The sequence below is a fragment of the Cytobacillus sp. IB215316 genome, from assembly GCF_033963865.1.
In the GTDB taxonomy this organism is placed as follows: Bacteria; Bacillota; Bacilli; order Bacillales; family SM2101; genus Nanhaiella; species Nanhaiella sioensis.
This window is the reverse complement of record NZ_JAXBMC010000001.1, coordinates 263036-286291: the sequence shown is the minus strand read 5'-3', so window position 1 is coordinate 286291 and position 23256 is coordinate 263036. Positions and strand designations below refer to the sequence as shown.

Genomic DNA, 23256 nt, shown 5'->3' with positions numbered 1-23256 from the left:
ATAATAGAAAGGGTCGCAAGATGGTCATATACAACTATATAAAGTATATGCAGCTATACAAAGGATTGTGTGGTTTGTCCTTTCAGAGAGCAATGTTGTCCAAAAAAGGGTATATATTCAACAATCAGTAGACTCATTGCCTATGAATCATTGGAAGTGAACGATCAACGTTCCATATAAATATAAAGATTTAACACTTAAGGAGAAATGCAATGAAGGCTCATACCGGACCATGAAGTCAAAGTACACTTACTTTATACATATAAACGGACCTTGTAAAAATAAAAATATGCCTCTTATCAGCTAGAGTGAAAAATAATAAAACAATTGTAAGTAATAAACTGAAGCATAAAACCTAAAATTCAAAAGTGAGAAAACAAAGCACATAGGATGGAAATCTGAAAAGGGTAATTGACCTTTGCTCAATTCCCTTTTAGCTAACTGCCATATGAACTTTATTTTTTATGATGACTGCTTTCGCATTAATTGCTGCTTTTCACAATCATCTCATCGTATAATACGAGAATATTCAGTAAAGCTTGCTGACTATTCATTATGGATGTACGGTCACCGTTTTGCCTATAGGTTTTCAGTTGTTGAACTGCTGTGGTTAGTTCCTTAGCATGCTGCTGTATTAAGGTTGACAATGTATTCAAATCTAGCTGAGAAATCATCAAATAGTTTTGCTCTAAACTATTCCACACTTCTTCATTTAATGACTTTCCAGAAAGTAATATAGCTGATGACTCAATAAGACTTTCATAAAACTGTCTGCTTAGTCCAATATAATTCTTTTCTTCATCATTACTAGTAGTAATTGTTCCACCCTCAATGACAAATTGCTTGTTATACGTCTCTAATCCTCTATCAGTAAAAAGTTGACTAAGAGAGTCAATAGATGCCTGTGTATTGCTAAGCCCAATAAACAAAGAATAATTGTCCGCGCTTTTTATTAGGATCGATGGGATTCCATTACTTGATAATTGCTGTTGATATTCCTGTCCAGAAGATTCTTGAGAAAAAGCTCCTCCTTGAACAACTTGTACAACGAGAGGTTCAAAAATATCTATTTGAGTAGTACTAGAAGCCTGGTTCGAATTGGTAGCATCTGATAAATCAACTGAGTCTTCCAATGGCATATTTTCTTCTAGTGCCTGTTTTGGCTGCTCGTCAGAAATTAATTGTAACATTAATAAGCCTAACCCAATTCCAATGACAATTGCCAATAGTATGGACATCAAAAAGTTTTTTGATGAATACGGAAATTTATGGTTTATTTTAGGGAATCTTAATTTACGCCTCGATGTATCGCTATTTCCTTTATGACGCAAGTCTTCGATTGACACTATATCTTTATGCTCAATATTGTTTTGTTGTTTATCAGGTAATACCCACAAAAATTCCTCTTCACCTTGATCTTTTGTTGTAGCTACTTGTTTCTTCCCGACAGACAGGTTCTTTTTTTTTCTTTGAACCCCATTTTGCTCTTTTCCGTTAATTTTAATTGATATCTGTTCTTTTTGCTCGTCCACACTTTCACCACCTAGTGTCACATTTCTTAGCTTGCTCCAATGGTAGCATAGGGCTTCAAAAAAAACACAAGACTTTTGTCGTCTTAATATTAAAGGTTTTCGTCAAATTTCTTAGTTGCTTTTTTGGCTCTAATTTAATATTGCCCGTTTTCACATTGATTGTTGTTTTTCGTATTAAGGAATTAACACGTACACAACTAGAATTCGGGGCATCCTTTCTTATTTATAATGATGACTTACATTCTAAAACCATGATAACCATAGCAACAAAGATCACGAAAGGAGCATAAATATTAAATAACAATCATCTTGTTAACATACCACGATATTATTATTTCACTAAAATAATAACTAATGATTGTTCCAAGCAAAATAAACGGGACAAATGGAATGGGAATTTTCCGATTTAGCCTGCTTAACAACATCCCCAATAACCCATACAAAGCACCAAATAATGTTGAACAAAAAAATGCTAACAACACCCCTTTAGAGCCAAGGACGACCCCTAGAAGACTAAACAGTTTAATATCTCCACCACCTATTCCTCCTCTGCTTATTATTGAAATAAGGCTTAGTAAACAAAACGAAATAAGCGCGCCTATGATGGCATCCCACCACGGTGTTAACGGAAGGAAAATGCGTTCAATCACAAACACAACTGTGAAAAATAACAAAACTTTGTTTGGTATTAGCATGAAAGTAATATCTGAAACAAAGAGGATCATCAACATCGAAATCATTGTCCAACAAACTAATAATTCCATCGACCAACCTAATATCAATGGGGAAATTGTTATAAGAATTGCAGTCATTAATTCAACAAAAGGGTAAAGAGGGGAAATAGGTGATTTACATTTACGACATTTCCCTCCTTGAATGATAAATGAGAAGACAGGGATAAGCTCAAGTGATGTAAGCTGTCTCTTGCAGTTAAGACAAGCAGAGCGAGGAGCAACAATCGACTCCCCCTTTGGAACACGTAGGCCAATAACATTGAAAAAAGAGCCGAGAATTAGTGAAAATAAAAAAATATATAGATACACATATACCATATGATTAGCTCCATCTACATATATTTTGACCAGTTTCTTCTGAACTCATATGCTAAGCTACAACTCATTAATTACAGTGGCTGGAGGGTTCTCTATGTTTACTTTGTTGTTATTTTCCGATAAACCTGAGTACAACAACTAGTTTTTTTATTACTATCTTCATTTGATAGATGAAATGATATCAGGATTACTATTTTTAAAATAAACACCAATCAACAAAGTAATCGATTATGGAATTTTCCTTGATAATGAAAATTATTGTGCAAGCACGGCTACTTTATTTCTTCCTGCTTGCTTCGCTCCTGTATACATCGCTCTATCAGCTGTACGAATGAGCTCTATTGGATTTTCTCCATCGTAAGGAGAGGTAGCAATTCCTATACTGGCAGTAATTTTAACTTGTTGGACTTTCTTATCAGATAAATTCCCAGTAATATAAAATGGTCTTGATGCGATCTTTTTCCGAATGTCCTCCGCCAAAGAAAACGCTGATTGACGGTCGTAGAGAGGTAATAGAATAATGAATTCTTCTCCTCCATAGCGTGCAACAGTTCCTTCATTCCCTACAATCTCTGTTAACAGCATAGCAGTATCACGAAGAATGTCATTTCCGCTTTGATGACCATAAGTATCGTTCACCGCTTTAAAATGGTCTATATCAATTAAGATGATGGATAGCGACTTGTACCAATCTTTTTTTGATAATACATCCATTTCTTGACTTAATAAGACTTCAAAATATTGATAGTTATATATTTTTGTTAAACCATCATGTTCACTTTTATGCTTAGCTTCTTCGTAATGACGCGCATTTTCAATCGCTACAGCCAAATAAGATCCTAATAAATCTACTAGCATTAACTGATATTTTTTATATGCCCGCTTCTTATGGGAGGCTAAAACAATGACAGAAACAACAGTTTGGTTTCGCACAACAGGGACAGCCATAACACTTTCTACCGTTGGTGGTAAACAGCCATTCATAACCGATTTCCAGCTGTTACGAGAATGATAGATAACTGGTTTCTTAGAAGCCCAAACCTCTCCAGCAATCCCTTCATATTTTTGTAATGGAGGGATTGTGAGCTTTTTTTCCTCAGAACATTCAAAATACCTAATTAAATTGAGAGTATCATCATTTACCACATCTAAAATATATGCTAAATCTACAGGAAACATCATGGTGAGCTTCTCTAAAAATAAATCTATTACTTGTTTTACTTTTAGCTGTTCTGCCAGTTGATGACCTATTTCACTAGCACGTTGTAAATAATCATTGACTTTTCGACTTGAATTATAGAGTTGAATCATAGTTACGATACATATAAATGGTAAGCCTGTATAAATTAATGCATGGATACCTAGTTGTTCATATAATAAAAATAAAATAAGTCCAAAAGGGATAAGAATACAAGTGGTTATAACTTCCCATAGCATGTCTCGACTTAACAGTGACTTTTTCATTTTTCTTTTGAATTTTACATAATCAATTATTGCTAAAAACAGTTGGTTTGAAATAAAAATAGTTACCAAATAACCTATTATTGGTATGGCTGACTGAGTTAAATTGACTATTTCAGCACCATGAGCGCCTCCTAGGCTATAATATACTAGGCCTCCTATGATAGAAATTGATACGAACATGATTGAATTTAATGGGTAACGATATAATTCGCTCTTGCTAATACGTAACCTTAATAGAAGTACGACGATAGAAAGCTGCATTAATACCATCTCTACAAATAACCCAAACGATAAAAACACAGCTAATAACACAGCTTGGCCAAAAAATATCGGCGTTTCATTAACAATAATAGGAAAAAAGCAAACAATAATCATTAATATTAAAAATAAAAGAATATCCTGAGCATTCTCATATAATAAAGGACTCGTATTTGAAAATACTAAGTATAAAACTAAAGGTGTATATATAGCCCAATATACCCATAATATGTTTTTAGATTTCAAATATCGTCCTCCTCTACTACATATTTCATATTTAATCATTTATCGTCTATATTTTACCAAATTTTCAGACAAAAGTCATATGTAATATGAAAATACTACGACAAACATCCTAATATATGTAATCGTACTTCTGATATAAAATATAGTGAACCTGTGATAATAAGAACGTCATCTTTAGGGATGGAGTTAAGCTTTTCATTTATAACTACTTTCCAATCTTCCTCGTAATCCTTATTACTTCTACTACATTGATCATACAATTCTCTTGCTGATAAAGACCTAGGAAAATCGAACGAAGTACATGTAAGTCGTTCAGCAATATCAGCTAAAGGGTTAAGCATATCTCCAATGTGTTTATCTGCTAATGCAGAAAATATGATATGTATCTTCTTATCGTTAAAGTGATCGTTAAGCGTTTTACATAAGGCTTGAACTCCCTCTGGGTTATGTGCACCATCAATGATAACCATCGGTTCTGCCATTAGCGATTCAAAACGACCAGCCCAAAATGCGTTCTTTATTCCATCGCGAATATGGACTTCTTCTATGGTCATTGAAAAATGTGTTTTCAAATATACGGCTGCCATAATTGCTAGAGCCGCATTTTTCACTTGATGAGCACCTTTCATCTTAGAGTTGAGATCATTTATTGTTAAAAAAGGAGTCTTAATTGAGAATGATTCACCGCTTTTTGTTGATTGATAATTAGCAATAGTAAAATCGAGGTTATATTGATATACTTGAGAATTTGTAGACTGTGCTTTTGCTAAAATGACTTGTAAGGCTTCTTCCTGTTCAACCGAAGTAATCACTGGTGAGTCTGGCTTTATAATTCCACTTTTTTCATATGCAATTTCTTCAACTGTCTCGCCAAGAATAGCAGTATGATCAAACCCGATATTCGTAATAATGGAAAACAATGGGTCAATAACATTCGTAGAATCTAACCTACCTCCTAGACCTGTTTCAAAGATTACGAGGTCAACTTGCTTTGTTTTTGCAAAATAAACTAATGCCATCGCAGTGATTACTTCAAATTCGGTAGGCGAACCTAACTCAGTATGTTCTAACTGTTCTGCTAAGGGTTTAATCTCATTAACTAAACTTACGATTTCCTCATCATGAATTGGAACACCATTGATGCTAATACGTTCATTAAATTGTTCAATGTAAGGTGATGTAAAAGTACCTATGTTGTAGCCTGCCTCTTGTAAAATTGTTCGCAAATAACATACCGTCGAACCTTTACCATTTGTCCCAGCAACATGAATTGTTTTAATATGTTGTTCAGGATGAGCCAAACGCTCCATCATCCACTCCATTCTTTTTAGTCCTGGCTTCATACCTAAACGAAGTCGTGAATGAATCCAATCTATAGCTTCCTTATATGTAACTACCATAAAAACTCCTCCTTAGTAACAATTAACGTGAAGCTCTTGCCCCTCTAATATTCCCTGCCAATCTAAAGCTCTGTGTGATCTATTAAAAGCTTATTTTAATGCCTAAATCATATCTAGGACTTAAAGGATCTAGATTATAGAAAAGTGCAGCTCTTTGACTATCCGTCGCAAACACTGCAGCTTTGTTATATTCAAAAAACACGAACCCTCTCGGGTTCGTGTTATATTTTAGTCTATCCATCATTCATTTGTCTACAAATGAATTTTGAATAATCTTTAGAAAATGCTCCTCATTCATCATGCCTTTCACATGAATCCGCTCTTTATTAATGTATTATCCTTTCAGTTCCGCGATACGAGCACGAACTGTTTCACGTTTTTCAACATAATCCTGTTCCTTTGCACGTTCTTCAGCAATTACTTTTTCTGGAGCTTTGTTGACGAAACCTTCATTACTTAATTTCTTTTGTACACGGTCTACTTCTTTATTCAGCTTTTCCAATTCTTTTTGCAGACGTTGTACTTCTTCTTCAATATTAATTAAGCCTTCAAGTGGTAGAATTAATTCTGCACCCGTTACTACCGCTGTCATAGACTTAGCAGGTGGTTGTAATCCTACACCGATCATTAATTCACTTGGATTACAGAATCTATCGATATATGAACGATTGTCTTCTAGACGAGTAGCTACATTCTCATCTTTTGCATTAATGTGGAGCTTAATCTTCTTACTCATTGGTGTATTCACTTCAGCTCGAACATTGCGGACTGATCGAATAATATCAACGAGTAAGTGCATATCATTTGCAGCTTGTTCGTTTGAAAGTTCTGAACGAACCTGCGGCCACTTAGCAACTGTTATGGAGTCACCTTCATGAGGTAGATTTTGCCAAATTTCCTCGGTAATAAAAGGCATAAACGGATGTAATAAGCGTAGAGTATTATCTAACACATATGCCAATACACTTCGTGTCGATTTCTTTGCCTTGACATCATCCCCATATAATGGGAGCTTAGCCATTTCTATATACCAATCACAGAAATCATCCCAAATGAAGTTGTATAACACACGACCAACTTCACCAAATTCATATTTATCTGCTAAAGTAGTAACCTTTTCAATTGTCTCATTAAGTCTTGTTAATATCCATTGATCTGCTACTGACTTCTCTCCTGTTAAGTCTATTTCTTCATACTTAAGGCCATCTAAATTCATTATTACGAATCGCGATGCATTCCATATTTTATTAGCAAAGTTCCAAGTAGCTTCAACCTTCTCCGTGCTATAACGTAAATCTTGACCTGGAGAGCTACCTGTTGCCAGGAAGTAACGTAAGGAATCAGCACCATATTGGTCGATGACATCCATTGGATCTACACCATTTCCTAAAGATTTACTCATTTTTCTTCCATCCGAAGCACGTACAAGTCCATGTATTAATACATCATCAAAAGGACGTTTCTCAGTAAACTCGAGAGCTTGGAATATCATTCTTGACACCCAGAAGAAAATAATATCATAACCAGTAACGAGAACATTCGATGGGTAATAACGATTGTAATCCAATGAAGATTCATCAGGCCATCCCATCGTTGAAAATGGCCAAAGCGCTGAACTGAACCAAGTATCTAATACATCAGTATCTTGTTCCCAATTTTCAACGTCAGCTGGTGGTTCATGATCTACATACACTTCACCTGTCTCCTTATGGTACCAAGCAGGAATACGGTGTCCCCACCACAATTGACGAGAAATACACCAATCACGAATATTTTCCATCCAACGTAAATACGTTTTTTCAAAGCGATCAGGAACAAAATTCACCTTATCACCTGTTTGCTGTAACTTGATCGCTTCATCAGCTAATGGCTGCATTTTTACAAACCATTGTGTTGACAAATATGGCTCAACTACAGCTCCACTTCGTTCACTATGACCTACTGAATGCATATGCTCCTCAATCTTAAAGAGTACTCCTTGCTCTTCTAAATCTTTCACAATTTGCTTACGACATTCAAAGCGATCCATCCCTTGGTATTTACCAGCATTGTTATTCATCGTTCCGTCTTCATTCATAACAAGAACTCTTTCAAGATTATGACGGTTACCAATTTCGAAGTCATTTGGATCATGGGCTGGAGTAATTTTTACTGCTCCAGATCCGAACTCCATATCAACATAGTCGTCACCTACGATCTTTAGCTCTCTTCCTATTATTGGTAGTTTAGCTGTTTTTCCAATCAAATGCTTATAGCGCTCATCCTTTGGATGAACTGCAATAGCAGTATCTCCAAGCATCGTCTCAGGTCGTGTTGTAGCAATTTCGATATGCCCTGAACCGTCCGTTAGTGGATAACGCATATGATAAAATGCACCTTGCACATCTTTATGAATCACTTCAATGTCTGACAGGGCTGTCTTCGTTTGTGGGTCCCAGTTAATGATATACTCTCCACGGTAAATAAGACCTTTTTTGTACAATGTTACGAAAACTTCACGAACAGCTTTAGAAAGCCCTTCATCAAGTGTAAAACGCTCGCGTGAATAATCTAGACCCAAGCCAAGCTTTGACCACTGCTGACGAATATGACTAGCGTACTCCTCTTTCCACTTCCACGTTTCCTCAACAAATTTTTCTCTTCCTAAATCATATCTAGATGTTCCTTGTTCACGTAGCTTTGCTTCGACCTTTGCTTGAGTAGCAATACCAGCGTGATCCATTCCAGGTAACCAAAGAACATCCAACCCTTGCATGCGTTTCATACGCGTCAATATATCTTGTAATGTTGTATCCCAAGCATGACCTAAATGTAGCTTGCCTGTTACATTTGGTGGGGGTATTACAATTGTATAAGGTTCTTTTTCACTATCTCCAGTTGCCTCAAAATATTTTCCTTCAAGCCAAAACTTATATCGATTTTTTTCAACTTTATTTGGATCGTATTTTGTCGATAGCATTTGTTCATTTGTTTCCATGTTAGTTCCTCCTGACTAATAACTTAAGAAAATTAAAATAGCAACGCAACGTTCGAAAAACGCCAATCAATTGCGAAAAGCAAAACCTAACTAAAAAATAAAAACTCCTCCATCCAAAAAAGGACGAAAGGAGTTTATTTTCCGCGGTTCCACCTTAATTCTTAAACTACATTATTACACAATGAAGTTTAAGCGCTTAAACAAATAACGGTTGCATCCGGCTTCTTCTAATTGACACATCGATCTTTCAAAGAAGCAGCTTAAGGGTGACTTTCGAATAATAGCGATCCTAAGAAATTTCTCAGCTATAAATTTCTCTCTCTGAAGGAGCTACCTATTGTACTCTTCCCTGTCTACGCATTTAGATATTGTTCAATGAACATGAACGCATCTCTTATATGTTTGTCAATAGTATCATATTTATATTCTATATACTACCGAAAAATTGTTTTTGTCGTCAATCATCTTAACCAATTTTTTTAAAAGTTATTCATTAGTTAGCAAATTAGATGGGTGAATGCACTATTTCATTGATGATGGCATACTTTAATATATGTTTATTTACGAGTATTTATTGTAAAGGCTGTTTTCAGTTGAGGTGATCATGGACTTAAAATATACTACTGATTGCTCCAAGTGTTTTCTCCTCTTTAAACCGCTACAATTCCCTAAAACCTCATCTATATGAAAGGCTCTTTTCATAAACTTTGTTGAAATTTCCGAAATACTCTTGTGATTTACAATACTAATATGTCCATTAAATCCTAGTTGTTTGCATAGTTATATGTTAGCACGAAAAACAACTAAAAATTCGAAAACAGCCATAAGAAAAGTGTAGCTGTGAAAATCACTAGCTTAAATGTAAGGAGGCTAACGATGAGACGGAAATACACACCTTTTTCACTTCCACCATGGGCGCGTCAGCTTCGCGATATTTGTGGACAAATGATCATTCCTATTGCGGTCTTTCAATTACTTCGTACCATCTTTTTTCCAACTACGTTTGATGTGTTTATACTTGCTTTGTTAGTCGTTATTGCAGTAGCATTTGAATTCAATTGGATATAAAAAATCCCATATACAACATATGATATGTTATATATGGGATTCTTTTTATTCGTTACTAGTCATTTTTTCTCCGTCAATTAACTGCATTATAACAAACTCAATGTTTTTCATTTGCCAATATGCCCGTAGTAATTGTTCAGTACTCTGAAGCTCATTGTTATTTGTTGAACTTGCTAAATGTTTTCGAACAATATTATATAATTGTTCAGGATATGAACCGTAACTGTATAGCAAAAAACGTTCTTCTTCCTTTAATGAGTTAAATTGTTGATAATGCTGAATCCACTCTACACATTCATGGTTATTCACTGGGTACGTTTTTAATGTCCGGTGTATTAATGTAACTAGATCATATACAGGAGAAGCGATAGATGACCTTTCAAAGTTAATAAAATAACCTTTCCCTTTATCGTTGCTTACGACGTGTTCAGGTGAAACATTCCCGTGTACGATTGAAACTCGAGAATGCTTTTTTTGTTCGGTCATTTCAAACCATTGATCTAGATTTCGTTCAGCAAAATGAATAGCTTGCATGATTTCGTGAAAATACGTAACAAACTGCAATTCAAATGGTGACATATACCATTTACTTTCACACACTTCCATATACCTTTCCAAAAAGACCCTTTGAGTTCTCCATGATGCTTTTATATCATTATATGATTTTGCTATTTGATTATTCGTATACACTATGTCCTTCGATGTCATATAATGAAGTCTCGCTAATTCTCGCATCATTTGCTGAAAGAAACCTTGACGATTTTCATGTTGAAACCATGGCATTAAATAAAAACAATTATTGTCGAAGTGTACAAGAAAGTTTCCATTGTTAGTTCGATAAATAGGAATAATATTCGTAAATCCACGTTCGAATAAAGATTGCATTGTCTTAATAAATGAACCGTCTTGATATTTACCATCCAATCTCTTCAATGCGAACGTTCCTGACTTGGAATGTACTTTGACAAGCTTCTTTCCAATCTGCTCAACCTGATCGGGTATTATTCCATATTTAGCTAGGATAGGACTATGATAATTTAATACTGTTGCTGTTTTATCATGACCCTCATTTTTCGTAGTCATGTTAATTACTAAACTTTGCTATCGATGTAGATAGGTATATATAATATTTGACCTTCATAAATGTCATGTTCTTGTTCGAGATGATTTACTCGTAAAAGCTGTTGAACAGATACATCATATCTTTCTGATATGGTTTGCACGGAATCACCTTGTTGAACAAAACACATTTTCACTTGTGAAAAATCGCTTTCATGCTCCTCTTTGCCAAATATCTTGGTTAAATATAGTGCATTCTCATCACGTTTTGCTTCAGATTCGTCCCCTATCATCGCTTCTTCTCTGACCTTTATTTCCTTTGTTTGAACCTCATTACGTTCTTCACTGTGCCTTTCAAAGTTTAATACTAAATCAGTTTCTTCTCTACCTTTTAATTCAACCTGAGGGCTATATACATCTACATTTGGTACATTACTTTCAGCACTTTCTGCTGAATCTAAAACATCTTCTTCTACTTGTTTTCTGACTTCAACTTCGAATGGATCATACAAGTCTTCTTCAATTCCAACATGCACCACATCTTCTCCATCTTTTACATTTCCCATTGAATCGACATCATTTACTTCTACTCGTTCGGTCCCTTCCTGTCCCTCTTCATGCTCAATGATTTCCTCATAATACTCACCTTCTCTTATAACCTCAGATTGGTGATGATCATATATTCCACTTATAGAAAGATCTGCAAACACTTCTAAACACCTTGTTTGAGGAATTTCATAGTCAAATGAATTGATTGAAATATACACGTCATCCATACGATCAATTCGAGTCTTCGGAATTGTTATATCAACAGGAAAAACATGCTTTAGCTCACTTACACCATCTTCTCGTGTAATAATAGTATTAACAACCCTTCCAGGAAACTCTCTGACGTCTTCATGTACAGCATTTTCATCTATTCTGTATTCACCTGATAGCTGAAGCGAACCACGAATTGTAATATATTGATCATGCTCTTCAATCATAATATCAGGATCTAAAGAAATTGATAAAAGTTCTGAGACTTCCTGTCCCTTTTGAAACCATACCGACTCTTCAATTGAAAATCGCAGCGACGATTGCTCTTCTTGTGTCACCTTACTCCTCCTTTCAAACAAGTACCATTTTTACTATGACATTACAGATTTATGAATGAAATTGATCATTTATGTATAAAACGTTGATAAAACATGAAAAAGGTGTAGATAAAGTTGATGGTACACTTTATCTACACCTTCTTTTTCTATGTTCATTTACTTAAGATTTAAGCTTTGAAAAAGCTTTTTCCGCACTGTGAATTGTATGTTGAATATCTTCATGTGAATGAGCTGTTGATAAAAATAGTCCTTCAAACTGAGATGGTGGCAAAAAGACACCTTGTTCAGACATAGCTTGATAAAATGTTGCAAAATAAGCTAAATTAGATTTTTTTGCCATTTCATAATTTGTTACTTCTTCATCTGTAAAGAAGAAGCCGATCATTGAACCAGCACGATTGATTGTATGTGGAATTTCATATTTACGTGCTGCTGCTGAAAGACCTTCCTCTAAAAGATCTGCTTTTTGTTCAAATTGTGCATATGATTCTGGTGTTAATTGGATCAATGTTTCATAACCAGCTGTCATTGCAAGTGGGTTACCGGACAGTGTACCAGCTTGATAAATCGGTCCACTCGGAGCGATCTGGTTCATTATTTCCGCTTTTCCACCGTATGCACCTACTGGAAGGCCACCCCCAATAACTTTTCCTAGGCATGTAATATCTGGGATAACACCAAAATACCCTTGTGCACAATGATACGCAACTCTAAATCCTGACATAACTTCATCAAAGATTAATAATGAACCATACTCTTCAGTAATTTCCCTTAACCCTTCTAGAAAGCCCTCCTGAGGTGGTACAACCCCCATATTACCAGCAACAGGTTCAACGATAACGCCAGCAATATCATCACCAAATTGCTCAAAAGCATATTTGACACTATTAAGATCGTTATAAGGAACTGTAATAGTATTTTTTGCAATACCCTCTGGCACACCAGGACTGTCAGGTAAGCCGAGTGTTGCAACTCCTGATCCAGCCTTAATTAATAATGAATCTCCGTGTCCATGATAACAACCTTCAAACTTCATTATTTTATTGCGAGAAGTATAACCTCGGGCTAAACGAAGAGCACTCATTGTTGCCTCTGTACCTGAGCTAACCATTCTAATTACTTCAATGGATGGTACGCGATCAATAACAAGCTGGGCAAGATCATTTTCAATTAATGAAGGTGCTCCAAAGCTTGTGCCATCTTCAGTTACTTTTTTAATTGCTTCTACGACTCTTTCATTTGCATGTCCATGAATAAGTGGTCCCCATGACAAAACATAATCTATATATTCATTTCCGTCGATATCGTATATTTTTGACCCTTTCCCCTTTTTCATAAAGATCGGGTTCATATCAACAGATTTAAATGCACGAACAGGACTATTCACTCCACCTGGCATAAGTTGTTGTGCTTTTTCAAACGCTTCAATTGACTTTTGATAGCTTCGCATAATTAGACACCTTCCTATAAATAATCAAGGGTGTTACTCAGGGGTAATAAAGTATCTACATTCCCTGACGTATAAGTGTTTCTCAACATGTTTACTTCTCAGTTAACCAACGGGCTGCATCTTTAGCAAAGTAGGTTATGATTAGATCAACTCCAGCTCGCTTCATACTAGTCAGTTTTTCTAAAACGACTTCTTGTTCATTCAACCAACCATTTTGTGCTGCTGCTTTAATCATCGAATACTCGCCGCTAACGTTATAAGCTACAATTGGGATGTTAATATTGTTTTGCATATCTCTGATAATGTCTAAATATGAAAGAGCTGGTTTGACTATGAGAAAGTCTGCTCCTTCTTCTACGTCAGATTGAGCTTCACGAAGTGCTTCCAAACGGTTTGCTGGGTCCATTTGATATGTTTTACGATCCCCAAACTGTGGCGCACCATGAGCTGCATCTCTAAAAGGGCCATAGAAAGCAGATGCATACTTTACACCATAAGACATCATTGGAATATACTCATAGCCCGCTTCATCTAAGCCTTGACGAATTGCTGCTACAAAACCATCCATCATATTTGAAGGAGCAATAATATCAGCCCCAGCTTTTGCCTGGCTTATCGCTGTTTTCACGAGTAAATTTAATGACGGGTCATTCAAAACTTGTCCACCTTGAATAATTCCACAATGCCCATGATCTGTATATTGACAGAGACATGTATCAGCAATAACGACAAGCTCAGGAAAAGATGCTTTAAGTTGTCGTATAGCATCTTGAACAATTCCATGGTCATGATATGCTTGAGAGCCAACATCATCTTTCTCATTAGGTACCCCGAAGACAATGACAGATGGTATCCCAAGTTCAACAACTTCTGCCACTTCTTCATTAAGACGATCAAGTGAATATTGATAAACTCCAGGCATCGATGAAACAGGGTTTTTTTGGTTTTCCCCTTCTACCACAAATAGAGGATAAATGAAATCTTCAACGTGTAAATGTGTTTCACGTACCATTCTTCGGACATTAGCTGTTTGACGTAGCCTACGATAACGGGAAAAATTAATATCTTTCATGTAACAAATCCTTCCTTTCATATACTCACATGATTTTCACAAAAGTCCGAGTTAAATAAATTTGCTTATCACTTATAGATGTTATTCAAAGGCTCTTTTCGTAAACTATGTTGCTATTGTCATCCAATTAATACCAAAAAGTGGTTTAACATGGTTAGTCATTGTTGTACAGAAGAAAAGATGCCACTAACTCTAGTTGTGTACGTGTTTGGCTCTTAGTACGAAAAGCAACAATTAATGCGAAAACAGCCTATTAATTTGACACTCGGTTATAATACAGAACAAGCTCTTGCAGCATACTATCAAGCGTATACTCTTTTGGACATATATGCACGGTTATACCAAGATTAGTTGCTGTTTCTTTCGTTATAGGGCCGATACAAGCGACTATACAGCCTCGGATGTAGTGGGCTATTGAATGCCCACTTAATAATGATACAAAGTTTTTAACAGCTGAGGAACTCGCAAATGTGATGACATCTATGTCACCATTTGTGAGCATTCTATATAATTTATGTTTACTCTCGCTGTTCTCAATTGTTTGATAAACGACCAAATCCGTTACATCATATCCGCTATTAATTAACTGAGACTTTATCGTATCACGTGAAAGATTCCCTCTAACGTTTAAAATTCGATTTCTCGAATTCAAATATGGATATAATGCCTCTAATAAACTTTCTTGTACAAACTGTTTTGGTACAACTGACGCTTCGTGTCCATACTGTTGTAATGCTTCTAAAGTTCTTTTTCCTACTACAGCAATCTTCGGAAATAATACGTTACAATCCAGCTGCTCCTGAAATTGTTGAAAAAAGAAATGTACGCCATTTGCGCTTGAGAAAATAAGCCATTGATATTCATGTAGCTTATTCACAACCATCTTGTTTTCATGTGTATAATTTGCAGGGATGATAGAAATTAGCGGAATTTCTACCGGGATACCTCCAAGTTCTACAATTTTCTCAGCAAAGCCTTTTGCCTGCTGTTTACCTCTTGTCACAACTATTCTTTTGTTATGTAGAGGTAACATATTATCCATTATTGATTAAGCTCCTCTTTCACTTGATCAATGAGGTTTTTGGCACCCATTTTTGTAAGCTTCATAGCAGCTAATATACCTACTTCCTCTGGGTTTGTTCCGGTAATCGTTTCTTTAAAAATTGTTTCGCCATCAGGTGATGCTACGAGTGCATGTAATACAATTTCATCATGTTGGTTAATTTGAGCATACCCCGCAATTGGAACTTGACAGCCACCTTCCATCTTATCAAGAAATGTACGTTCTGCTTCAGTAGTTCGGGAAGTTTCTTTATCATTTAATTTTGCCAGTTCATTCAAAAGGTCCGTATCATCAATGCGACACTCAATTCCAAGTGAGCCCTGACCGACAGCAGGTAAACAACTTATTGGCTCAAGATATTCAGTTACTACATCATCTTTCCACCCCATACGTGCTAACCCAGCTGCTGCTAAGACAATTGCATCATATTCGTTATTTTCTAATTTCCTTAAGCGAGTATCAATATTACCTCGAATCCATTTAATCTCTATATCGGAGCGAAGTGCTAGCAGCTGTGCTGCCCTTCGTAAACTACTTGTTCCAATTATTGCTCCACTCGGAAGCTCTTCAAAAGGAATGTGACCTTTTGAAATTATGACATCTCTAGGGTCCTCACGTTTTGGAATACAGCCAATCGTTAAATGTTCTGGTAAAACAGCTGGCATATCCTTCATACTATGAACGGCCATATCAATTTCTTTATTAAGCATAGCTTGTTCGATTTCTTTAACAAACAACCCTTTTCCGCCAACCTTTGATAAGGTCACATCAAGAATTTTATCACCTTTAGTAACAATTTCTTTCACTTCAAACTCAAATGGAACGCCTAATTGCTTTAACGTATCTATTACCCAATTAGTTTGAGTTAACGCTAATTTACTTTTACGAGAACCTACAATTATTTTTCGCATGATTTCCTCCTAAATCATTAGCAAAGTGGAGGTGGTTATTTATATTTCCAGCAACCACTATCGTTTTATTTAAAATGCAGTACTATTAATGAAATCTAGATAGACTTCCAAATAGAAAAAAATTAATAAGAAGTACTAAAAATGAAGCCACATTCCATGTCGCAAGTGTTTTCCCTTGTAAATTCCTACCCACACGCATATATAGATAAACCCCGTATACAATTAAAACCGTAAAAGAGCCAAGGACTTTCACATCATACCAATGAAAATTAGGAATTTGGATATAAGCCCATATCAAGCCTAAAATTAACCCTAGTAGTAGCATTGGTACTCCAATTACATTTAACACATAAGACATATGATCCAATTTAGTGAGGTCTTCTATACGAAGCAAGCGTTTTCCCCATCTCTTTTGTTTTAGCAAATTATATTGAATCAAATACAGTGTTGTAAAGATAAAAGATAATGTAAATGCTCCATATGACAATATGGTCATTGTAATATGAATCACTAATAATTCTGACATGAGTTGCTCGGCGCCTGCGACAGATTGTTCATGATTAGGTGCGAATGTATGTAAGGCCATTACAAAAAAGCCTAGAACGTTCGTAAAAAAAACAATAAAGTCCACTCGTAACAGACGATTAATTACAAGTGATAACGTAATCAATACCCATGCATAAAAATAGAGTCCTTCAAAAAGCGTCAAAATAGGAAAGCGCCCTGTTTCCATCATTCTCAGAAACAAAAAAATTGTTTGTAAACACCAAACAATAGAAAGTAACCAGAAGGCAACTCTATTAGCCTTCCGGTTATTATGAAGAAAGTCAACAAAATATAGCAGTACACTTACTGCATATATACATACGGTAAACTCGTATAGCCTTGTCATATATATATCTATCATATTCGTCTCCTCACTTATGAACTATGAAGAGATAGCTGTTTTGCAGTCGCAAGTTGTTGAACCTGCTGCTTGTCTAGCTCAACCTTTACCGCTTCTTCAATATTAAATATTTTCATAAAGAGCTGTAATGACTCTTCAGCATTATCTTCCGCAGCTATTTCTTTTGCTCCCAAGATTGGATCTTTTAGCAATTGATTAACAATGCTCTTTGTATGTTTATTAATAACTTTTCTTTCTCGTTCTGAAAGGTTCGGTAGTTTACGATCGATGCTTCTCATCGTTTCAGCTTGGACTTCAAGTGCACGTTGTCTAAGTGCAGAGATAACAGGTACAACCCCTAATGTATTAAGCCATTGTTTAAACATCACTATTTCTGACTCAATCATTAACTCAATTTGTATTGAAGCCTTTTGTCGCTCCGCTAAATTAGCTTGTACTATATCCTCTAAATCATCAATATCATATAGAAATACATTATCAAGCGCTGCAAGCTGTGGATCTAAATCGCGCGGAACAGCAATATCGACCATAAATATAGGTCTACCTTTTCTCATTTTTTTTACTTGTTCCATCATAGCTTTGTTTATAACATAGTCCTTCGCTCCGGTCGAACTTATCATTATATCAGCTTCTACTAAAGCTTGTTGAATATCTTCCATTGACTTAGCTTGTCCTGAAAAGCGCTTGGCTAGGGATTCAGCTTTTTCCATCGTTCTATTAACAACCGTAACTTGTTTTACACCATTGCCATGAAGATTTTCGACAGCTAGTTCTCCCATCTTACCTGCACCTAAAATTAACACATGTTTATTTGTTAACTGACCAAAAATCTTCTTTGCAAGCTCAACTGCAGCATAGCTGATCGACATTGCATTTGAAGAAATTTCAGTTTCCGAATGCGCACGTTTTGCTAATGTGATTACTTGTTTAAATAACTGGTTGAAGATTGTACCAGTCGTTTGCGCCTCCTGAGCTAATAAAAAACTTGATCGAACCTGACCTAATATTTGTGTCTCACCTAAAACCATCGACTTTAGGCCACATGCGACATTAAATAGGTGGTCAATCGCACCATCACTTTCAAATATCGTTAAATACGGCGATACCTCATCTTTATCTAAATTAAACCAATCTGCTAAAAAAGCTTTTATATAGTATCGACCTGTATGCAATTGATCAACAACAGCATAGACTTCAGTTCGATTACATGTTGAAATAATAACATTCTCTAAAATACTCTTTTGCTTTTGCAAAGCTTTCATTGCCTCATGTAATCTATTTGCATCAAAAGTCAATTTTTCACGAATTTCGACAGGTGCTGTTTTATAATTTACCCCAACAACGATGATATGCACTGTAACTTTGCACCCCCTAATATGCCTATTCTCCCATATACATAAAACTATATCTATTATAACATGTATGAAATATTGTCATTTTTTTAAATGTGAACACAATATGAACATATGTTAAGATTAATTAAATACGTACTACATTGTGTAGAATATCAAAAACAGCTTTGTTTATCAAGTAAGCTCTATTAAATTCAAGGAGGTTTTCATGAAGAAACAGAGCATTTTTTCTAGTATAATCCTGATCGGATTTGGGATTTATTTGCTCATTCAACAACTAAACATCAAAATAACTCCAGGTTTTTACACATGGCCTACTTGGCTGTTAATCATCGGAACCGCCTTGCTAGCTCACGCATACATAACTAAGCAATATAACAATATATTACCTGGAATTATTTTATTTGGCTTTGGTATACATTTTCAAAATTTCTTTAGTTTACCCTTTTGGCCAGATAATCCTGTCATGTTATTATTTATTATATCCATAGGATTATTATTACAGTATACAAAATTAAAAACAGGCTTGATTCAAGGGTTACTATTATTGTTTATAGCTCTATTGTTTCTATTTAATAATGAAATTATGAATTGGATTGGCAATCTCGAAAATACTACATCAAGTATATCAAGTTTTTGGCCATTCATTCTTATTGCTATCGGTTTATATATTCTATTTTTCCAAAAGGGCTAAGGCTAGACAATTAGAAAAATGCTGGCGTATGCCCAATCATGTTACACAAATTCCAAATGTCTGTCTTCATGCTGACTCTTCGAACAAACGCGAAGTTTCTTTCACTTTGGCACTTGTTGCTTTTAGGGTGAAAGGGCGAAACGACCTTGAAGCCTTGTGCTGACAACTAGAAAAGTACAGGAGTCTCTTTTTCCCTCAAGCATATGCAATTCGAATTTAACACGCTAATAATATTCAGACGCTCTTCGTAACCATTGTTGTGCTAACAATGGTTTTATTATTCTCAACACTTCCTACCAGTAAAGACGCCATGAAATTCTAGTTGTTTCGTTCTTACTTCTCAATATATTGCACACCATTATTAAACACAAAAAAGTAAGCAGAGTATAATATTCCCCTGCTTACTGCAACTATCTATCATTACATAAACTTATTTAAAGCTGACCATGCCTCTACTTTTCCTTTGCCTGTTTCAGATGAAAATAGTATTAACTGATCGTTAGGGTCGAGTTGTAGGTCCTGACGAATAACTTTAGCGTGTTTTTCCCATTTACCCTTTGGTATTTTATCTGCCTTTGTTGCAATTACAATAGTAGGAATTTCATAATGTTTTAAAAAGTCATACATAATCACATCATCGTTTGAAGGTGGATGACGAAGATCTATCAATAAAATTACCGCACGTAAAGGCTCACGTGTAGTAAGATACTTCTCGATCATTTTACCCCAGGCTTCCCGTTCCTTCTTAGACACTTTTGCATAGCCATAACCGGGTACGTCAACAAAATATAGTGACTCATTAAGTAAATAAAAGTTTAAGGTTTGTGTCTTACCTGGTTTTGATGATGTTCTAGCTAAATTTTTACGATGGATCATTTTATTTATAAAGGAAGATTTACCAACATTTGACCTTCCTGCTAAGGCGAATTCTGGAAACCTTTCTGCATTTGGATACTGTTCTGGCTTCACCGCACTAATAACTATTTCTGCATCTGTAACTTTCATATAGTATCTCCTAAAATCGCATGTTCCAAGACTTCATCCAAATGAGAAACGAGTATGAAGGTTAAATCATTTCTCACACTTTCTGGAATATCATCAATATCTTTTTCATTATCTTTAGGAACAATAATTTTCCTTAAGCCAGCTCGATGAGCACTTAACGTTTTTTCTTTTAGTCCTCCTATAGGAAGCACTCTCCCACGAAGGGTAATTTCTCCAGTCATACCTACTTCTTTACTAACAGGATAATCCGTTAAAGCAGAAATAAGTGCTGTTGCCATTGTAATTCCTGCTGATGGACCATCTTTAGGTACTGCACCTTCAGGGACATGGATGTGGATATCATTCTCTTCATGGAAATTTGGATCAATATGAAGCTCTTCTGCTCTAGATCGTATGTAACTGAATGCAGCTTGTGCTGATTCTTTCATTACATCACCAAGTTTCCCTGTTAAAACAAGCTTCCCCTTACCTGGAGAAAGTGAAACTTCTATTGATAACGTATCTCCTCCAACAGGAGTATATGCAAGCCCAGTTGCCACACCAACTTGGTCATCTATTTCAGCTTGACCGTAACGAAATATTTTTTTCCCTAAAAATTCTTCAATATTCTTATCAGTAATGATTACTCTTTTACGTTCTTCTGCAACAATTAACTTAGCTGCTTTTCTACATATTGTTGCGAGCTGACGTTCTAATCCACGGACGCCTGCTTCACGTGTGTAATACCTAATAACACTCTGTAAGCCATCATCTCTAATTTGTAATACTGCTTTTTTCATACCATGTTCTTTCAACTGCTTAGGAAATAAATGGTCCTTTGCAATATGCAGTTTTTCAATTTCAGTATAACCAGCAATCGTTATTATTTCCATTCGATCTCGAAGCGGTCCTGGAATTGTAGATAAATCATTAGCAGTAGCAATAAATACTACATTAGATAGATCATATGGTTCTTCAATATAGTGGTCACTAAATGAATGATTTTGTTCTGGATCAAGTACTTCTAACATCGCAGAAGATGGATCCCCACGAAAATCACTTGACATTTTATCAATTTCATCCAATAGAAATACTGGATTGATAGTAGATGCTTTTTTCATACCTTGAATAATTCTACCTGGCATCGCCCCTACATATGTTCTTCGGTGACCCCTAATCTCTGATTCATCACGGACACCACCAAGAGAAATACGGACAAAATTTCTATTTAACGATTTAGCTATAGACTTAGCCAGTGATGTTTTACCTACCCCAGGAGGACCGGACAGGCATAAAATTGGGCCTTTTAACGATTCCGTTAACTGTTGCACTGCTAAGTATTCAAGAACACGTTCTTTCACTTTTTCAAGACCGAAATGCTCATCGTTTAAGATCTTTTCAGCTTTTTTGACATTTAAACTATCCTCTGTAGAAACAGACCAAGGTAACATAATTAACCAATCGATATAATTTCTAATTACACCACTCTCAGCAGAGCTAACAGGTATTTTCTCATATCTATCTAACTCTTTTAAAGCAGTTTCTTTTACTTGGTCAGGCATCCCAGCTTCGTGTATTTTACTTTTTAGTTTTTCAATTTCACCAGTTTTTCCTTCTTTATCTCCTAGCTCTTTTTGTATTGCTTTCATTTGCTCACGGAGATAGTACTCTTTTTGCGTTCGTTCCATTGACCGTTTTACAGTTTGTCCTATTTTTTTCTCTAAGTTTAAAACTTCACGTTCATTATTAATGATAGTAATAACTTGATGAAGACGTTCTTTAAGATCTGTTGTTTCCAATATCTCTTGCTTCTCTTTAATCTTTAACGGTAAATGGGAAGCAATGATATCTGCCATTCTCCCTGGCTCTTCAATATCTGACACGGTCATAAACGTTTCTGCCGATATTTTTTTTGATAGTTTTATGTATTGCTCAAATAATTGTAGCATTGTCCTCATCAACGCTTCTTCTTCATTGCCTTTCACCTGCGGATCTTCATATGTATTAATTTTTGCAGAGTGATAAGTACCTTCATCATAATATTTTTCGATTTCAGCTCTACTAATCCCTTCTACTAAAACCCGAATTGTACCATTTGGCAACTTAAGCATTTGCTTAACATGGGTTAATGTCCCCATTTCGTACAGATCATCGATCGTTGGTTCTTCTATCGAAACATCTACTTGCGATGATAAGAAAATATGTCGGTCTTCCATCATTGCTTTTTCGAGCGCTTTCACAGATTTATCACGACCGACATCTAGATGCAATACCATTGTCGGATAGATTAATACTCCTCGGAGAGGCAGGAGGGGAACGATCATTTGTTTATTCTTACCCATCGGAAAAATACCTCCAATTATATAAAACACTAAATACTTGTATTGAACTATTGTATAGTACATTTTTTCCTTTGTAAAATAGAAACAACTATCACTGCATTTATTGAAGGTGAGTTTTTTGCTTTTTGAAAAGCGCCACAGTTCAAAGAGTCTAATTTACAAGGCACTTTATACTATGGCTCATTTCAAAAATCCTGCTGTTATTGTTACTAAATTTGAAAGGCTCTCTTTTCTTATTATTTATTCCTCTTGATACTAAATTTAGGACAGCACCATACAAATTTATGCAAGTGACTTTATATTAAAGACTTGGTTTATACGTATTTAT

Annotated in this window: 17 protein-coding genes and 1 other annotated feature; of the genes, 2 read left to right on the top strand and 15 right to left on the bottom strand. The window is 35.5% G+C overall.

Annotated elements, in window-relative coordinates; genetic code table 11:
* Positions 1-482 precede the first annotated feature (482 nt).
* The 5 genes from SLH48_RS01265 to SLH48_RS01245 form a co-directional block, all read right to left on the bottom strand.
* On the bottom strand, positions 483-1532 hold the full coding sequence (locus tag SLH48_RS01265; protein WP_320256750.1) for a hypothetical protein: 1050 nt from the start codon (positions 1530-1532) through the stop codon (positions 483-485).
* A 293-nt stretch (positions 1533-1825) separates the two neighbouring features.
* Positions 1826-2584, bottom strand: a complete 759-nt coding sequence (locus SLH48_RS01260; protein WP_320256749.1) for a prepilin peptidase — start codon at positions 2582-2584, stop codon at positions 1826-1828.
* Positions 2585-2839: 255 nt separating this feature from the next.
* Entirely contained in the window at positions 2840-4552 is a 1713-nt protein-coding gene (locus SLH48_RS01255) for a sensor domain-containing diguanylate cyclase (protein ID WP_320256748.1), read from the bottom strand.
* Between the two features lie 95 nt (positions 4553-4647).
* Positions 4648-5952, bottom strand: a complete 1305-nt coding sequence (locus tag SLH48_RS01250) for a folylpolyglutamate synthase/dihydrofolate synthase family protein (protein WP_320256747.1) — start codon at positions 5950-5952, stop codon at positions 4648-4650.
* A gap of 334 nt (positions 5953-6286) precedes the next feature.
* Positions 6287-8911, bottom strand: a complete 2625-nt coding sequence (locus tag SLH48_RS01245; protein ID WP_320257141.1) for a valine--tRNA ligase — start codon at positions 8909-8911, stop codon at positions 6287-6289.
* 134 nt (positions 8912-9045) lie between these two features.
* Positions 9046-9294, bottom strand: a binding site (T-box leader).
* A gap of 511 nt (positions 9295-9805) precedes the next feature.
* Here SLH48_RS01245 and SLH48_RS01240 point away from each other — a divergent pair.
* The gene (locus tag SLH48_RS01240) at positions 9806-9997 is read left to right on the top strand and encodes a hypothetical protein (protein WP_214481483.1); all 192 of its coding nucleotides are present in this window, start codon (positions 9806-9808) and stop codon (positions 9995-9997) included.
* Between the two features lie 45 nt (positions 9998-10042).
* On the opposite strand, the gene ysxE is transcribed toward SLH48_RS01240, so the two are convergent.
* The 8 genes from ysxE to hemA all read right to left on the bottom strand — a co-directional run bounded on the left by ysxE (position 10043) and on the right by hemA (position 18911).
* The gene (ysxE, locus tag SLH48_RS01235) at positions 10043-11080 is read right to left on the bottom strand and encodes a spore coat protein YsxE (protein ID WP_320256746.1); all 1038 of its coding nucleotides are present in this window, start codon (positions 11078-11080) and stop codon (positions 10043-10045) included.
* A gap of 8 nt (positions 11081-11088) precedes the next feature.
* Positions 11089-12153, bottom strand: a complete 1065-nt coding sequence (gene spoVID / locus SLH48_RS01230; RefSeq protein WP_320256745.1) for a stage VI sporulation protein D — start codon at positions 12151-12153, stop codon at positions 11089-11091.
* A gap of 160 nt (positions 12154-12313) precedes the next feature.
* On the bottom strand, positions 12314-13603 hold the full coding sequence (gene hemL, locus SLH48_RS01225; RefSeq protein WP_214481486.1) for a glutamate-1-semialdehyde 2,1-aminomutase: 1290 nt from the start codon (positions 13601-13603) through the stop codon (positions 12314-12316).
* Positions 13604-13694: 91 nt separating this feature from the next.
* Positions 13695-14675, bottom strand: a complete 981-nt coding sequence (gene hemB / locus SLH48_RS01220) for a porphobilinogen synthase (protein ID WP_214481487.1) — start codon at positions 14673-14675, stop codon at positions 13695-13697.
* Positions 14676-14928: 253 nt separating this feature from the next.
* Complete coding sequence (locus tag SLH48_RS01215) at positions 14929-15717, bottom strand: uroporphyrinogen-III synthase (RefSeq protein ID WP_320256744.1); 789 nt, start codon at positions 15715-15717, stop codon at positions 14929-14931.
* Positions 15717-16649, bottom strand: a complete 933-nt coding sequence (hemC, locus tag SLH48_RS01210) for a hydroxymethylbilane synthase (RefSeq protein WP_320256743.1) — start codon at positions 16647-16649, stop codon at positions 15717-15719. The genes SLH48_RS01215 and hemC overlap by 1 nt, the downstream gene beginning before the upstream one ends.
* An 85-nt stretch (positions 16650-16734) precedes the next feature.
* On the bottom strand, positions 16735-17556 hold the full coding sequence (locus SLH48_RS01205; protein ID WP_320256742.1) for a cytochrome c biogenesis protein: 822 nt from the start codon (positions 17554-17556) through the stop codon (positions 16735-16737).
* A 14-nt stretch (positions 17557-17570) separates the two neighbouring features.
* Entirely contained in the window at positions 17571-18911 is a 1341-nt protein-coding gene (gene hemA, locus SLH48_RS01200; RefSeq protein ID WP_320256741.1) for a glutamyl-tRNA reductase, read from the bottom strand.
* A gap of 205 nt (positions 18912-19116) precedes the next feature.
* Between hemA and SLH48_RS01195 the strand changes: the two genes are divergently transcribed.
* The gene (locus SLH48_RS01195; RefSeq protein WP_214481497.1) at positions 19117-19602 is read left to right on the top strand and encodes a LiaI-LiaF-like domain-containing protein; all 486 of its coding nucleotides are present in this window, start codon (positions 19117-19119) and stop codon (positions 19600-19602) included.
* Positions 19603-20022: 420 nt separating this feature from the next.
* Here SLH48_RS01195 and yihA read toward each other — a convergent pair whose 3' ends face one another.
* Together yihA and lon are read right to left on the bottom strand one after the other, a co-directional pair.
* A complete protein-coding gene (gene yihA / locus SLH48_RS01190) occupies positions 20023-20607 on the bottom strand; it encodes a ribosome biogenesis GTP-binding protein YihA/YsxC (RefSeq protein ID WP_214481498.1) in 585 nt (194 codons plus the stop codon).
* Positions 20604-22928 carry an endopeptidase La gene (gene lon / locus SLH48_RS01185; protein ID WP_214481500.1) on the bottom strand — a complete coding sequence of 775 codons (2325 nt, stop codon included), beginning with the start codon at positions 22926-22928 and terminating at the stop codon, positions 20604-20606. The genes yihA and lon overlap by 4 nt, the downstream gene beginning before the upstream one ends.
* Positions 22929-23256 lie beyond the last annotated feature (328 nt).